We start from the raw sequence: 15,617 nt of genomic DNA, 5'->3' as shown, positions 1-15,617 counted from the left end.
AAACGGATAGCCATTACGTACCTGGCGATAGCCGGAAGGAGAGCGTTATGAATGTGCTGTCCAACCTCATTTTAGCTGCCGTATTGATATTATCCTTTGGAGCAAACGCTTACCCGGAGTTTGCCCGGAATGATGGACACAGGACCATTATTTTCTTTGCCCCTGAGAAGGATGAGCATGTCCGCCAATTCCAAACCCAAGTGCTGATGAATAAATGTCAGCTCGACCAGCGGGATATCGTTGTACTGGTTGCGACCCACGATGGATACAGTTCACCCAGTGGCCTGTTTTCACTGGATGATATCGCCCTGTTGCAGGACATCTTTGATATCCCAGATAAAGGCCATACCGCGTTGCTCATTGGAAAAGACGGTGAGGAAAAGCATCGTTGGGGGAAACGGACAGACTGGAACGGCCTTACCCAATTTATCGACGGGATGCCGCTGCGTCGCCATGAGATGAAGTTTCAGTCTGACAAGTGTTCCGTCTGATAACCTGTTCTTACCTTAACCCTTATAAATATTTCGTCTGATCACATCAGGCGTTTCCAAGATCCTGCCGCGCCCACACTTTTGAGTTTTCCTCGTAACAAATTGAAAGTGTGGATACCCCCTGGCTGGAATTGCAGATATTGATGTAATAGCATGTATGAAAATATGCCCATAAGTGTCGTGAATGATTTTGTTGTTTCCGCCGGGTTGAGAATCAGAGTAAGGACTGGTTTTGGTTAGAATGAGACGTGTACTTCTGTATCTGACGACTTGCTTGCTGTTTTTCCCAGCATCGGCGTCGGCGCTGACGTTGTCGGATGCACAGCCGTTGATGTTGGTGAGTAATGCCTATCCGGAGTTGGCTGGCGTCCTTAATGCAGCTATTGATGATATTACGCCACAGGAACCAAAAAGCATTTTCGAGTATTGGCTGCCAGTAAAATATGAACGAGGTTTCGATTGGCCGTTCTTTTGGAGTGTGGTTGGGTTAATCCTTTTCTTTTCCAGTGTCATCATTACGCTGTTTGGTGTGTGGAACCGCCGGCTTCGAAAAGAAATCAAACGCCGTAAAAAAGCTGAGCAGGAACTGCGCGCCATCGCCATGTGCGACCCGCTTACCAAACTGGCAAACCGAAACCGTTTTTCTGAGGATTTCGCTGCAACGCTTTCCCTGTGTGAACGCCAAGGTTCGCTGATGGCCCTGGCGTTGCTTGACCTGGATAACTTCAAACCCATCAATGACCGATATGGCCATCTGGTCGGTGACATGTGCCTGAAGGAAATCGCGCACAGAATTGAAAACCAGTGCCGGGCATCAGATACCGTCGCTAGGCTGGGTGGTGACGAATTTGCTGTGATTTTTTCCTGCCCGGAAGACGAAATGTCTTTGATAATTGTCGCGGAGCGCCTTATCAGTGCTCTTAATGAACCTATTTATGTTAAAGACCTTGCCCTCCATGTAGGTGTATCGATCGGGTTCTCTCTCTACCCTTACCATGGCAGGGAAATGAATGAGCTGATTGGGCGAGCAGATGCTGCTCTGTACGAAGCAAAGCACAGCGGGAAAAACACTCACAGAGTCTACATTGCATTGGAAACTGCACTGGACAGCATTCAAGTTATTGAAGATAAAAGTAAGCGCCTTGAGCTTCAATAGGCTAGTGGTAGATAGATATCCGTTACCATCTCTGCTTCTGGCACATCTGGGAAGAAAGTGACCCGTTCCAGGAACAGCGGGAAATCCCTGGGAGATTCACGGTTTTTTGCCAACCATTCTCCATAGAGGAAGGTCACAGGTAACGCGAGAGTGTCGTCGCTGCCGATATGCCTGATAACAGCGCAACGCCCACCCGGAATCACTGCTTCTGATACATCAAAGTCGTTGTCCCCAACCGGCCCAAATACTTCAGCAGCCAGACCAAACCGGTAGTTCTCCGGTGGTGTGGATGCCGGGTCATCAAACAACAGGTTAAATGTCCGGCTTTTGCTTGGGTGTAGTCCGGTATCCCGCCGCCAATTAATAAACTGACGCAAGGTATTTGCAAGTTTGTGTGGCGCGCCACGGTGAATAACCAACCCCACCTGAACTGCCGGGAAATCCATAACGGTGACGTCTTCATCCCTGAATGTATGGTGTTCCATGTCTTTGCTCCTTATCTGGCTTGCTGGCTGGTGGCGTTGATTGATCTGCTCCCATTCAGGTTGTGCCCTGAATTTCCCCGGAGTTTGCCCCGAGTATTGTTTGAAAGCACGGCTAAAGGCTTCCTGGCTGGTGTAACCGGCGTCCATGCTGATATCCACCAGGTTGTCGTTTACCCTGAAAGCCAAGCGGTTAGCAGCTTGTTTGAGCTTTACCAGACGAATAAATTCCGTTGAGGTAATCCCGTACCGGGCTTTAAAACAGCGGTGGAAGTGATAGGGGGAAAGGCAGGCGATACCGCTTAGGGTATTCAGCGAGAGATCGTTGCTTAAATGATTTTCGATATAGTTGACAGCATCTTGCAACCTGACATTTAAGCGCGTGTTTTCTGTATCCATGCCATTTCCTCATCCTTTGTTGAGAAACAGCATAGCGCGTGTAGCTGTCTGGTTTCCTGATAATTCTTGCGGAAGTTATGGCTAAGTCTATGGCGCGTAGTTCCAGATGTAAGTGTCACTTGGCAAACCGTCCGCCAATGCCTGTTTGCGAAGCTGCCGCGCCTCGCTAAGTGTGAGCCAGGAGCCAATCATTACGCCATAAAATTCGCTGTCGCCAAAGGGTTCAAAAACTTTGGCGGTATATCCCTGCCGTGCGAGTTGCTGAACCTGGTATTGTGCCGCAACTTCAGTTTTATGAGAGCCGGCTATTACAAACCAGCCGTTTTTTGCAGAACCTGTAAGGCCAAAAAGCAGCTTTGAAACGGACGAAACCTTGTGGTGAACGCCTTTTGTGGCAACCTCTTCAGCCGCCTCTGCCACGAAGGCCGCAGGGAGTATCCAGAAGGTGCTGCCTGCAGAGGAAGGTATGGATTGGCCCTGGTCAGGGCTTGCGTTTTGGGTCTGTTGGAATTGCAGTTCCTGGTTGGCGATATTGAGCATTTTCTTGGAGCTGTTTACCTCTACCCCGTTCATATAACTGACGATGATGGCAGGGGCCATGATACCGATTTGAAGCGCCTTGCGGATGTCCGTTTCCCGGTTCACCCAAACCCAAAGTGCCCCAAGCAATACAAGCAAAGCGACCCGTACCGAGTACCCGGCAAATACCAGCGGGTTGAACCCTTCAAAAAGGGATGCTGCATCAGTATTGATGAGATCTATTATCACCGGCAGGGCACCGCCAATCCCACCGACAAGGAGAGGTTTGGACAGAGACATAAGCAGGCTCCTGAATTTGCACCAGCATTCAGCATAGTCTCGGCGTCGGTGCTCGTTATTGCGAAACTGTCTGAAAACTGAGTGAAAAAGGCGGGGCAGAGGTGGAGTTGGAAATGGCAGCCGAATTAAACAGGCAACCCGGGCATGCAGGAAATGCCCGGAAGGTTGCCTGTTATTGCAGTTTATACCAACCCGTCACCCTGCCGGAGCAAGACACAGGCTCTGGGCGGTGTTGTTATTTTCATCCTCTTCGTTGACTGCATCCGGAGAATCAGCCGTCAATGTAAAGGTACAAGGGCTTTCACCGGGACCATAGCATCCACGAGGAATAGGCACACTGACGGTAATCGACTGGCCGGACGCGATCGCGCCTATAGGGACATTCGCGTCAGCGCCGCTCAGGAAGTCAACCAGCAGGGTTGAAGGCCCGGCATCACCGGCACCCTGGTTGGTTACGACTGCTTCCACGGTGGTTGATGGCCCTCCATTTGGCCCGTTTGGCCCGCAGAACAGTGAACCCGGCACACCTTCAGGCAACTGAAAGTTAAACTGTTCGTCAAACGGGGGTTCTGGCAGGACCGGGTCAACAACCAGATCCGGCAGTGGCCCCGGTTTGCGCTCACGTTCACCAATCGGTTCAACGTCAATGCTTACAGAACCACCTTTGCCTTCATCACCCAGTGTTTGAGCCGTATAGACCGCATCTACATCCAGACTGAGAGGGCTTTGCACAACGAGGTAACCTTCAATATATCCGGACGCAAAACCCTGCGGTTCAATCAGTTTGTCGACTTCAGAGCAGTCAACTTTTAATGCCTGATCATAGGCGAGTTCATCGATAGCGATAGGGACAACGTTACCCGGATGCTGACGTTCTGGCGGGAAGGTGAGTGCCAGCTTTTTAAAGAAGAATACCGGTTTGTCATTGGGGTTGTGTATGTTGAGCGTGGTGCGGTAAACCCCGGTGGCAAGGCGTGGATCTTTCGGATCGTCCTGGGTACCGCAAACGAACTTCGCTGCGTATTCATAGCGGGCACACAGTACCCGGGAAGTTGCCAGCGTCGCGTTGTTTTGTGGGTTGGAATCAAAGCCGCTGCGATTCTCCACTTCGGCACTGTTAGCCAGAATGGCGAACTGCTCACCGGGCGCGCAGGCCAGATCGACACTGACCCTCGTCCGGATTGCGACTTCACGGGATTCATTTGGAAGTAGCTGACCAATCGGGCACTCTACGACGCCGCTGTTGCCAACAGTGCAATCCGGGTCGCCGCTGACAAATTGGACGTATTCAGGCAGGGCATCAACCAGCACTGCCCCGGCGGTTGAGCGAGGCCCACGGTTTTCCACTGTGGTTGAGTACACCAATTCCTGTCCGGCAACGACAGGGTCTGGCTGGGCGACTTTGGGTGTCAAAGCCAGGTCTGTGGTTTGCAGCGATTTCTGAACAAATACAATTTGGTGTAGCCCTGGTTCATCAAACCAGCCGGGAATATCGGCTTCATCGGTTTGCCAAAACCGGATGGGGCTGAGGGTGATGTTGCTCCAGTCATTGGCACCGTTGTAAGCGGTCGCATTGCTGTTCGGCGGGCCACAGCGGGTGTTGCCGATGCAATCGGAATCCTGGGCGTCAATCTGGCCATCGCCGTCGTCGTCAATCCCGTTACCGCATGAGTTACCTCCGGCACCGCTTTCATTGGCAGCCGGATTCCAGAACGCGTTGTTGAAATCAATAGACGGTGGCGCTGAATCGTTGGTATCACCGTCAACGTTCCAGTCAGGTCCGATATTCAAAGTGGTATTAGGTGCCAACGCCTGGTTGTTCTGGGTCCAGGTGAATTGGTTAGAGCTGTCAGACACATCAAGTGCCGTGCCTTCCACCCAGGCGGTTTCATCGATGGCCGTAAGCGGAGCAAGACCTCGCCCGTTAGGGAAGCGGGGCGGGGAGTAATCCAGGATAAAACCATCTCCGGCACCGTCGCCATCCACATCCTGTCCGGCATTGGTGGTGGTAATACCGCCTTGGAAGCGGTAGTTCATGACACTCACATAGTTGGGTTTGCAGTTGATGCCATCATCATCGGTATCCGGGTCATTGGGGCCGCCGTGGCCAAGCCCCAGCGTATGCCCCAGTTCATGCATCAACAGGCCAGCATTCTGGTTAAACAGCACGAAATTGTTGCCGCCGGCCTGACCGCCCATATTGGGTGGCGGGCCAGCAGGAACGGCATTAATGGCGTAACGGAATGCGTTCAGCCTTGCCGGGTCAAAGTTACCGCGGGCCGGATCGAACTTGGCTTCTTCGAAATCAGTGGTGCCATCATCGTCGGTGTCTGTATTCAGGCTGGGTATGCCGGAGACCGGAAAGGCGTTACCACCGCCAAGGTTCCCTCCACCGGGCAGGCTGGAGAACACCAAAGCGCCGACCAGGCAGTCGGTATCAAATTGGTCGGCCCCGTCTGTACCATTGTCGATACCATCGCCACAGGTGCCCAAACCGGCCCCGTCTTCGGAAGCTGCAGGGTCCGTCAGGTTACCGGTATCGACCCACAGGTTTATGCCCTCATTGGGTGTGTTGACACCACCTGCGTTCGAAGGGGCGAGGTCAAATGCCTGTACAACAGCTCGGACGGCGGCTTGTGTCGGAGCCTGACCGGTCATCCAGTCGATTTCCAGAAACAGATCTTTGATATTGGGATCTGCACCCATCGCAGGAAGATCGACCTCAAGGTCACCATCACAGTCAGTATCAATACCGGAAATTTCCCATATATCGAACAGGCCATCACCGTCAGTATCCGGCAGCTCCGGCTTGATGGTTACTCGGTCAAACGCCACCCCCCGGTCACCTGTTTGGAAATTGGAGCGGCCGTTCAGGCCAAACTTACGGGTGTTTACACGTACTACAAAATCATAGGTGTGGTTTTGTACCAGGTTTGCAGTAATGATGCTCTCCCGGTTTACACTGATATTCTTGTTAACTGTGGTGCCGACCTGGCCACGTTCCTCATCCTCGAAAATCACCTCATTGGAAAGTTCCAAATCGTCAGTGATATCCCGAAGAATGGAGCGCACATCCACCTCCCCGCGGATTACCGGGCCTCCACCGAAGCCACGCAAGTGGCCGTCTATGTCAATGTCATGCATCCCGATAGAAGCCGGGCCGGTAAAACAGGGGCGAAAACGTACCCCGACTTCAGCAAACGCGCTGCGGTTCTGGGCACCGTTTCCCTGGGCCCGTGCCTCGGCGAGATGGTCTTCAAGTACGACATTGTGGTGGTCACCACCTTCATCTCCGGTATTGGCATCACAGGCCCCAAGTGGACACTCAAAGGCAGAGCCTACTTCGTACTGGGCAAAAACCGCCCCGGACAGGATGAATGCAAAAAACAGCAAAACTGCCTGCCGAAGGGTACTGAAGCGAATAGGGAGGGACTTGTGCCCGGCTTTTCCTCCGGGTGTTGTACTGGGTTTTCGGGTCACGATATTGGGCTTCATAACAGCCTCCGTTCAATTTGAATGCTCCCAGGCGGGTTAAATCAGACACCATAAAAGTGTCTTTTCATAAGGTTAAGGATGCATATTCGCCTGACGTTTAAGTCTAGGGGGGGCTTGAAACGCCCCTTAAGCACAAAGTTGAGAATGGGAAGGTTGCTGTCATTGACCTGACAAAAATCTCTTTGCTGTGTCCGGAACCGCATTTCTGGTTCGTCTAACTGTTGGACAAGGAATGAATCCGGAGGGAGTTATGGAAATACCCGCAATATATATTGCCCCGTTTTTTGTCGCACTGTTGGTGTTAATCCAGATTCCGATGACTTTTGCTGTTGGGTTACGGCGGGTTAAAACAGGAATCAATTTCGGTGATGGCGGGGATGAAATTCTAACCCGGCGTATGCGTGGGCACGGAAACTATATTGAAACTGTGCCTATTTCGTTACTGGCGCTTTATATGGCCGGGGTTGTAGGTGTTGAACCAATCTGGTTGTGGACAGCCGGGTGGGGCCTTGTGGCCGGGAGGTTGCTGCATTTCCATTGTCTGGTCTTCACTGCATCGGGTGCAACGCTGGAGAGGCCAGCCGGGATGATCCTGACATTTCTTTCAATGCTGATTTCCGGCCTCGGGATTCTGGTTAAGGTAGCGGGGTAACTATGGAGAATTCAATGCAAAAACAGCCAGCATTTAACGGATTTTCTGCTGAGACAATAGGTTTTCTCCGGGACCTGAAAGCAAACAACAACCGGGACTGGTTTACCCAGAACAAGGCAAGTTACAGCGAAATACTTCACCCCCAGGCTTCCCAATTCGCAGGGGATGTCGCCCAGCAACTGGCTGATCTCAGTGGCAGGGCGGTCAATTTCAAAATCTTCCGTATTTACCGGGATGTCAGGTTTTCAAAAGACAAAACCCCTTATAACACCCATATCCACATGAGCTTCTGGTGTGGTGGCCATGTGGCTTGGTTTTTTGCCCTGGAGCCGGATGAAATTCTGGTCGGGGCTGGCGCGATGAAACTGGATAACAATACCCTTTCGGCCTACCGCGTTTCAGTTGCTCAGCAGGAATTCGGGGAGACGCTGGGTGACAGCGTAGATGCGCTTGTGAAGCAGGGATTTCGCTGCAACCTCCCGGAGATGAAGCGTTACCCTGTCGGTTTCACCGCTGACCACAGACACCGCGACCTGCTGCGGCACAAATCGCTGACGGTGTGGCGTACCTTGGATTGGAAATTCGCTACGTCCTCCCTGCTTGCTTCGAATGTTGCCAACAGCTTTTATGATTTGCTGCCGTTCAATGATTATTTGCAATCGTTGCTGGGTGAGCCAAATCCGGTAGCGGGGAGTCAGGAAAAATGAATATGAGCTTGCAAATAAAAGGTGGCTGCCTGTGTGGCGCTATCCGGTACCGCTCAAATGCCGTGCCCGCGTTCAGCGTGATTTGCCAGTGTAGCCAATGCCAGAAGATTACCGGGACAGGACACTCTGCTGCTGTCGTGGTTGAGGCTGACACTTTGATGTGGACCGGTAAGTGCAGGGAATATGTTCTTGAATCTGATTCCGGCAGCCGGGTAGTGACAGCCTTTTGCCCGGCGTGTGGCTGCCCTATCTATAAGGCCACTGACGGTTACCCCCAGTGGCGGTTTATTAATGTAGGCTCGCTGGACGATCCGGGTGAGTTTAATGCTGACATGGTGGTATACCACGAGAGTGGCCACACATGGGATGTATTGCCGGCGCATGTCCCGGTTTTTGGGAGGGTACCTGAAAATGGCGTATGACGACGTTTTAACAGCAAGGATGCGGGAAGCCCTGCGTGGTTACCCGGCGATATCCGAGAAAAAGATGATGGGAGGCGTATGTTTCCTGAGCCGGGGAAATATGGTGAGTGGTGCAGACAAAGGGCGCTTTATGTTCCGGGTGGGAAAGCCCAATGAGGAAGAGGCGCTTTCCCGCCCGGGGGCGACTGCTATGGTGCAGGGTGGGCGCAAGATGACAGGGCTTATCTTTGTTGATGCTGGAGAGGTTGATGACGGCAGCCTGTCGCTGTGGGTTGCGCTGGCGATGTCATTCGTTGATACGCTGCCTGCAAAGTAGCTGAAAAAAATAAAAAAAGACCCGCGCATGGCGGGTCAAAATTGGATAGCAATGTCGAGAATGGGTTTACTACCGATCGGACTTGTTACTAGCCATCTCTGACCAGCGTATTAATCCAACGGGTATTACGCGGTTTTCATCAATACCACTGAAATGATCAAGAGCAGGATACCTACCCAACTGACCGGCTTGAGCTTCTGGTCGAGCAGCAACCAGCCGCCTACAGCTGTACCCAGGATTCCGATTACGCCCCAGCTTGCGTATGCAATGGGGAGCTCCATGCCGTGAAGGGCAAAGGAAAGCGCAGTAAACGCTGCCATAACCAGCACCAGCGCCAGGATTCCCCAGCCCAGTTTGTGGAAACCGTTAGATTTTGCCAGGGCCAGGTTTGCTACGATGTCCAAAGACGCAGCAAGCACCACAAAGCCAAATGACGCGGTAAAAAACTGTTCCATATCGCCCCCTTAAGCGTGTGATGAGCCCATGTTGACCAGAACAATACCGGCTGTTGCCAGCGTGATGCCGACAATTTCCTGTGTGTTCAAGTGCTCTTTAAAGACGATCACAGAGACCAGGGTGATAAGCGGTACGCCCAAACCTTCCCAGGTGGCGTACGCGACACCGATAGGAATTTTTTTGGCTGCCAGCGACAAGAAATAGTATGAAATGGCAATCAGGGCATACATCACCAGATAGCCTAAAAACGCGTTATCGCCAACAGTCATGCGCATTGATGAAGTACCTGAAATCTCGCACAAAATTGCGATGATCAAAAACATCCAGGCTTTTAACATTTTGAATTTTTCACGTTGCAGGGCACATGCCCAACAAAGATTGTATGCAATCATAGTGTACAGTTCGAATCGCTCAGCGACGTAAAACTTGGCGCTTGGGGCCGTCTTTTACAGGCAATTATCACCATCAAGTGATGTTGGCCTTATTTAAACTGACCTATGAATTTGTATCTCAGTATCCATACGGCAGAAACCCCAAAAAAACAGCAATGGGCTTGTTCGGGACTATCGGAGTCTCTGTTGGAGCTTGTATCTGAAGTTTTACTGGGATCTCGGTTGCTTTAAGAGTCCGTTTTGAGCCCCTGTGCAGTGAAGGCCGGGGGGCAATGGAAGATCGAGGCGCTTGAGTCCTGTCGGTTCCTATTCATGAAGCAATATCAGATGGTTTGTGTCGGATGGCACAGTTGTCGCAATCGGATTCTACTCGCTGCAGTTCTGCTTCCACCATAAAAGCAAAATCTCTCAGGCTATCAACCTCTTCAACTGACATTGTTCTGGGATTTGAGTCAATAATGCAGAGTGTTCCCAGAGCAAAGCCATCTTTTGAATGGAGAGGGTATCCTGCGTAAAAACGGATGTAAGGTGCACCAAGAACCAAAGGGTTACCGGCAAAACGCTCGTCGGTTAATGCGTCCTCTACAACCAATAGTTCCTGTTGTTCCACTGCGTAGCCACAAAATGAGATACCCCTTGGGGTTTCTTCCACGTCAAGTCCTACACAGGCTTTGAACCATTGCCTGTTGCTGTCTACCAGGCTTATCAGAACGATGGGCACATCAAACAAATTCCTCACCAACCGGACGATACGGTTGAATCGTTCTTCTGTACCGGTATCCAGAATACGCAATGCATGAAGGGCCTGTAGCCGTTTAGCCTCATTTTGTGGAATCGGTGGTGGTTGCATTGCCGGTTGCTCAACCAGCTCATTGCGTTTTTCCTTAAACTCATTGCACCAAGTAAGGAGCTCACAGCTGGGCATGGGCTTGGCAAAAAAGTAACCCTGGACTTCATCGCATTTTAACCCTTCAATGATTTTCCACTCCTGCAACGTTTCTACGCCTTCGGCGACAATATGCATTTTCAGTTTTTTGGCGATTTCAACGCTGGATTCCAGGATCGAATATGATTTTGGACTGCTCATTGCAGACTGAATAAAACTTTTGTCGATTTTAAGCTCATCAAAGGACAGATCCCTGAGTTGGGCAAGGTTGGAGTGTCCGGTTCCAAAATCGTCTATTGAGATGGAAATTTCCATCATTCTTACCTGAATCAGGACATCCAGTGCATCAGCGAGGTTGTTGGCAATCGTACTTTCCGTCAGCTCCAGCTGGATGCTCTTGGGCTCTTCATTAAACATCTCCAGCACCATATCTAACTGGCCCAAAAATGAAGGCGAAAGGCTTTTCATCGAAACGTTGAGAGCCAGAGTGGGGTTGATGCCTTTTTTTCTCCATTGGGAACGAGCCACCAGAGACTGGCAAAGAAGCAGGAAAGTAAGATCATCAATCAGATCATGCTCTTCAGCAACAGGGATAAACTGGTCCGGATAGATGTAACCGTACGTGGGGTGTTTCCACCGCGCTAATATTTCCAACCCATAAGGCGTGACTGTCGGCACATCAATTTGCGGTTGGAACCAAGGCTCAAATTCCCATCGGTTTATAGCCAGGCGAATCATTTCCGGAGTAATTTCCGGTAGCTCAGCTTTTTCACTTTGAGGGAGAATGAGTGAGTGATCGTTTTTTTCAATTAACTCACTGATTTTACCGGCAGATAGTGGGACGGTTAACGTGCCGGCGACATTCAAGCCAAGTGCTCGTGCCAGCCTCTCAATCATATTATTGGTTTCACAAAATGACTCGCACAAGAATATGACGGGACAGCACAAGCTCCGGCCGGAAAGGTTTTTTATGGCGGTGAGACAATCATTGTCTGCTGTACACAGTGACATCAAAATAGCCCGGTAGTTAGAACAGCCGGCATCAACCTTTTGTTCCAACTCTTTTGCTGAGTCCACACTGATTATGCTAAACCCAGTTTCGGTTAACTGTGTTGTTTCCTTGTCAGTAAGCAAGTTAACTTTATCAAGAAGAAGTAAATCTCGTTCTTGTACAGCAGTATCCGGCATATTCCGTTCCTTTCCTGTATAAAACAAATAAGAAAGACAGTTTTTAAAGTATAGATAAAGAAATGCTGGCCGGTTTATGCCTACTGACAAAATGTGAGTTACGCTAGTGAGTTACATTACATTGAGTTTTGATATTACTGAGACTGACGGTTTCACTGAATTTGTGACTAATTATTTGGGTGGGCAATTCGAAAACTGCTAATTAGCCGTTCATTGATTTGGAAGTGGTAATCAAATTATTCAGTGGATTGAAGGCTGCCCGAATAACGCGTTAGGCAGCCTTTTTAATGGGAGGTAAAGGAGTGTTATTTAACCAGCGCGATGTTTTTCACCCGGAAGACAACACCTGCCTGTGATGCCCCCCACTCCGCAAGTGCTACAAAGGGCCTGTTTACCTTGGTATTATCCAGAGCACCAGTGTTAAGTGTGGATACAGGTATCGACACGGCATGCCATTGACCAGCGGCTAGATTTCCGAGGAAATAGTCTGCCCCTGACCCGTTTTCTGACTCCATCTTCACTACGATACTGCTGCTTGGTGTTTCTCCAGCATTAGCTGGGGCGCCGTAGCTTTCGATATAAATATCAAATTGCAAGTTACCGCTGGTGGTGAAGTTTGTCAGGTTCTGGGTCTGGCCTTCAACAATGGCGACGCCTTTAAAGATTTCCGGGCTTGCCGCGTCGTAAGTGACGGTGAACTCATGGGTTGGGTCCGCGGGGTCATTACCAGAAATGGTAATGTGCCCGTCTACAGGCTCCCAGGTATCTGTACGGGCATGCCAGGTATTGATTGCCGGTTGCCATGTGGCCCAGATATCAATGTTGTCTCCCTGAAGTGGTGGGATCGTCGTATCAAATACCGTACAGTCAATGGCATCGGTTGCCGGGTCAATGCTCCTTGGGACATAGCGGATCTCACCCAGGTTAAATTCCACTGCCTGTTCTGCGTAAATAAGGAACGGTGTGTTCAGTGTCGGGAATGACATACCTTCATCGGCAAAACACTGCAGCGGTATCTTTATGGTGGTCCACTGGCTTTCATTGGCACCGGTTGGGGCCGGCAACACCTTGTAAATGGGCACCTGACCCAGGCATGGCCAGACACAGTGGGTCGCCAGTACCATGCTGTCCGGCGCAGGTGATTTCATGTCGATATCGAACTGCATCGTGGCATCCGCATTGAGGTAACTTTGCAGGTCGACAGGCTGTTCGTCTGGCGTCTGCATGTAAACCTGGGCGGGGGATTCCCCGGTGAAAACAACGTTCATGGCATCTTGCTGGTGGAGGTGGTCAATTGGTGTCGTGGTAAGCGAACCAATTGAAGTGGGAGTACCATTTGATACGGTGACACCGGTCCAACCATTTGCAGAGCCGCCAATGCGCGGGGTGAAATCTCCGGATGCTGATCGGCCATAGATTTCCAGGTTGGCATTGGCAATACCGTCATCCGGCTCGTCGACACCACATCCCCAATCACGCGGGTCCAGCGGGAGGTTATCGAGATCAATGTCTAGCCCATCACTTTTCTTCGGCTTGTAGGAAAGTCCGTAACCGTAAGGGAACAGTGGAGCGTGTTCGCCTTCAATATCCTGTTCCATATCCGGAGTTACATAGTCAACCAGGTTAGGGGGCTTGCGGTTGATGGTGGTTGAACACTTGGTGTTTGGCCATGAGAAGGAGAGCCTTCCGCGGAAATCGCCAATGCCGTCGCGGAACAGTACATCCGTAATACCGCCGGCTTCCGTGCCCGGCAACCATGCAGCCACAAAGGCATCGGAGTGGTTCAGTTCCTCGTTGACGTAAAGCGGGCGACCTGAATAAAAAACCGTCACTACTTTGTGTCCGGCATCTTTCAGGGATTTAATCATTGCAAGGTCAGCAGCATAGGAAGATTTAAGGGTGGCATATTCCAGGGTTTTTGTCGGCGGAATATCACCAAACATTTCTGCGTAAGGATCCTCACCAATCACCACAATCGCAATGGCATCAGTGGGAGCCATCGCAGGGTCGGTAAAGACATTTAGCTCGCCTACCTGCTGTTGCATCGCCATCAGCATGGTTGTGGCATCTGGAAAGTCGTCTTCCAGGGTGTTTTCTGTACCCTGCCAGGTGAGTGACCACCCGCCGGTCTGTTTTTGGATATTATGCGCGGCACTGCCTACGACCAGATACTGATGGTTTTCTGAGAGCGGCAGTGTTTTGTCATCATTTTTCAGTAGAACCAAAGATTGGCTGACCGCTTTGCGGGCCAGTTTCCGGTGTTTGTCAGAACCCAAAATTTCCTGGTTTCCGGCAAGCTTTCGCAAAGATGGCTGAGGTTTGTTCCAGAGATTGGCCCGCATTTTTACCCTAAGGATACGGGTCACCGCGTCATCAATGCGAGACATCGGAATGGTGCCATCATTTACCTGGTTAATAACGTTGTTGTAGAACGCCTGCCAGTCGCTGCGGGCGGTTACCATAAAGATATCGTTACCTGCCAGAACTGCCTGAGGGCAGTCAGATGCTGAGCAGCCGCTGATTTCGCTGTGGCCGTTCCAGTCGGTGACTACCAGGCCGTCAAACCCCATTTTTTCTTTCAGGACGTCGTTGACGATGTACTTACTGCCGTGCAACTTTTTGTTGTAGCTCCCACTGTTCATCACATCGTAGTTGGCATCGTTGTGCCAGGAGTTAAACGATGTCATCACCACCTGGGCACCGGCATCCAGGCCAGAAAAATAGCCGGTCGCATGAATGTTTCTGAGGTATTCCTCGGAGTAATGGTTTTCGCCGCGGTCGACACCCTTGGTTGTGCCGCCATCCCCTACCCAGTGCTTCACGTTGGAAATGACATGGCGCTGGCTTTTCAGGCCTTTTTCACCGCCCTGTAACCCTTCCACCATGGCGGATGCATACTGATAGATGATTTCAGGGTCTTCTGAATAGCCCTCATACACTCGGCCCCAACGGTAGTCACGCGGTGAGGCAACAGTCGGCGCAAACGTCCAGTCCAGGCCTGTAGCAGCAACTTCTTTTGCTGTGGCTTTACCAATTTGCTTAATGAGTTTCGGGTTGTTGGCGGCGCCAAGGCCGATATTGTGAGGAAAAACGGTTGCCCCAAACACATTGTTGTGACCGTGGACAGCGTCGGTCGCCCACATAAAGGGGATGCGGAACCCTCGGTCAGCATAGGCTTCTTCAAGCGCAAGGAAGTATTTGTCCGCTTCCAATGCCCAGTCCTGTGCCGTCGCATATTTATCGCTGTTAGGCCAGCCACCACCGCCGTTCAGCAAGGATCCTAGTTTGTACTGTTTGGCTTCTTCTGGTGTTACGTTGCGAATATCGGGCTGAATCATCTGCCCGACTTTTTCCTCCAGCGTCATTTGCGCCAGTATTTCCGCGACTTTGTCTTCGATTTCGGGATCTTTTTTGATTGCACTGTGTATTTGAGGCCAATCAGGGAAGTAGGGGACCTTGGATTCTATAAGGCATCCGGACAGTATCACCAACGATGTTGCCCCTGCCACGATGAATTTTCCGTTGAGCATAATGCTCCTCCCGTGGAATTCCGATATTAGGATGTGTACTTGTTCAATGCCTTAGGAAAGCGGTTTAAATCCAGATGGAAATATTTAGGCAAGTACACGCCATTAAAAAATCAGATGGTTATTCCTTTGTAAAATATTGGGTTATCTGGTTTTTTCCTCCTTCTGTGAATTAAATCCAATCGCTGTTTTTAAAAAGATCACGCTGTTTTCTATTCTTTAACCAGTT

Annotated in this window: 13 protein-coding genes; 6 read left to right on the top strand and 7 right to left on the bottom strand. The window is 50.7% G+C overall.

Translation table 11 applies throughout. The annotated features are described in order from the left end of the window. Positions 1-47: 47 nt before the first annotated feature. The gene (locus NF212_RS19745) at positions 48-491 is read left to right on the top strand and encodes a DUF4174 domain-containing protein (protein WP_434362558.1); all 444 of its coding nucleotides are present in this window, start codon (positions 48-50) and stop codon (positions 489-491) included. A gap of 241 nt (positions 492-732) precedes the next feature. Continuing rightward, positions 733-1,647: a diguanylate cyclase domain-containing protein gene (locus NF212_RS19740; RefSeq protein WP_434362557.1), complete on the top strand. Its 915-nt coding sequence runs from the start codon at positions 733-735 to the stop codon at positions 1,645-1,647. Here the strand turns inward: NF212_RS19740 and NF212_RS19735 are convergent. The 3 genes from NF212_RS19735 to NF212_RS19725 form a co-directional block, all read right to left on the bottom strand. Then, entirely contained in the window at positions 1,641-2,528 is an 888-nt protein-coding gene (locus NF212_RS19735) for an AraC family transcriptional regulator (protein ID WP_434362556.1), read from the bottom strand. The genes NF212_RS19740 and NF212_RS19735 overlap by 7 nt on opposite strands. 87 nt (positions 2,529-2,615) lie before the next feature. After that, positions 2,616-3,347: an SPOR domain-containing protein gene (locus tag NF212_RS19730; RefSeq protein ID WP_434362554.1), complete on the bottom strand. Its 732-nt coding sequence runs from the start codon at positions 3,345-3,347 to the stop codon at positions 2,616-2,618. Between the two features lie 195 nt (positions 3,348-3,542). After that, complete coding sequence (locus NF212_RS19725) at positions 3,543-6,842, bottom strand: CARDB domain-containing protein (protein WP_434362553.1); 3,300 nt, start codon at positions 6,840-6,842, stop codon at positions 3,543-3,545. A 250-nt stretch (positions 6,843-7,092) separates the two neighbouring features. Here NF212_RS19725 and NF212_RS19720 point away from each other — a divergent pair, with 250 nt between their 5' ends. The 4 genes from NF212_RS19720 to NF212_RS19705 are packed head-to-tail and all read left to right on the top strand — an operon-like array spanning position 7,093 to position 8,939. After that, a complete protein-coding gene (locus tag NF212_RS19720; protein WP_434362551.1) occupies positions 7,093-7,494 on the top strand; it encodes an MAPEG family protein in 402 nt (133 codons plus the stop codon). Between the two features lie 14 nt (positions 7,495-7,508). Then, positions 7,509-8,201, top strand: coding sequence for a DUF2461 domain-containing protein (locus tag NF212_RS19715; RefSeq protein WP_434362549.1), 693 nt, complete (start codon positions 7,509-7,511; stop codon positions 8,199-8,201). A gap of 2 nt (positions 8,202-8,203) precedes the next feature. Next, entirely contained in the window at positions 8,204-8,623 is a 420-nt protein-coding gene (locus NF212_RS19710; RefSeq protein ID WP_434362547.1) for a GFA family protein, read from the top strand. Next, entirely contained in the window at positions 8,613-8,939 is a 327-nt protein-coding gene (locus NF212_RS19705; protein ID WP_434362545.1) for a TfoX/Sxy family protein, read from the top strand. The genes NF212_RS19710 and NF212_RS19705 overlap by 11 nt, the downstream gene beginning before the upstream one ends. Before the next feature lie 125 nt (positions 8,940-9,064). On the opposite strand, the gene NF212_RS19700 is transcribed toward NF212_RS19705, so the two are convergent. The 4 genes from NF212_RS19700 to NF212_RS19685 form a co-directional block, all read right to left on the bottom strand. Further along, on the bottom strand, positions 9,065-9,394 hold the full coding sequence (locus tag NF212_RS19700) for an SMR family transporter (protein WP_054670479.1): 330 nt from the start codon (positions 9,392-9,394) through the stop codon (positions 9,065-9,067). A gap of 9 nt (positions 9,395-9,403) precedes the next feature. Next, positions 9,404-9,718: a DMT family transporter gene (locus NF212_RS19695; protein WP_434362543.1), complete on the bottom strand. Its 315-nt coding sequence runs from the start codon at positions 9,716-9,718 to the stop codon at positions 9,404-9,406. Positions 9,719-10,097: 379 nt separating this feature from the next. Beyond that, entirely contained in the window at positions 10,098-11,570 is a 1,473-nt protein-coding gene (locus NF212_RS19690; RefSeq protein ID WP_434362541.1) for an EAL domain-containing protein, read from the bottom strand. A 596-nt stretch (positions 11,571-12,166) separates the two neighbouring features. Then, positions 12,167-15,391, bottom strand: coding sequence for a glycoside hydrolase family 3 N-terminal domain-containing protein (locus tag NF212_RS19685; protein ID WP_434362539.1), 3,225 nt, complete (start codon positions 15,389-15,391; stop codon positions 12,167-12,169). Between the last annotated feature and the right edge of the window lie 226 nt (positions 15,392-15,617).

Origin of the sequence: Parasalinivibrio latis, assembly GCF_036825535.1 — a bacterium.
GTDB lineage: Bacteria > Pseudomonadota > Gammaproteobacteria > Enterobacterales > Vibrionaceae > Parasalinivibrio > Parasalinivibrio latis.
The sequence above is the reverse complement of the archived record's forward strand: the minus strand, read 5'-3'. Positions and strand labels throughout refer to the sequence as shown.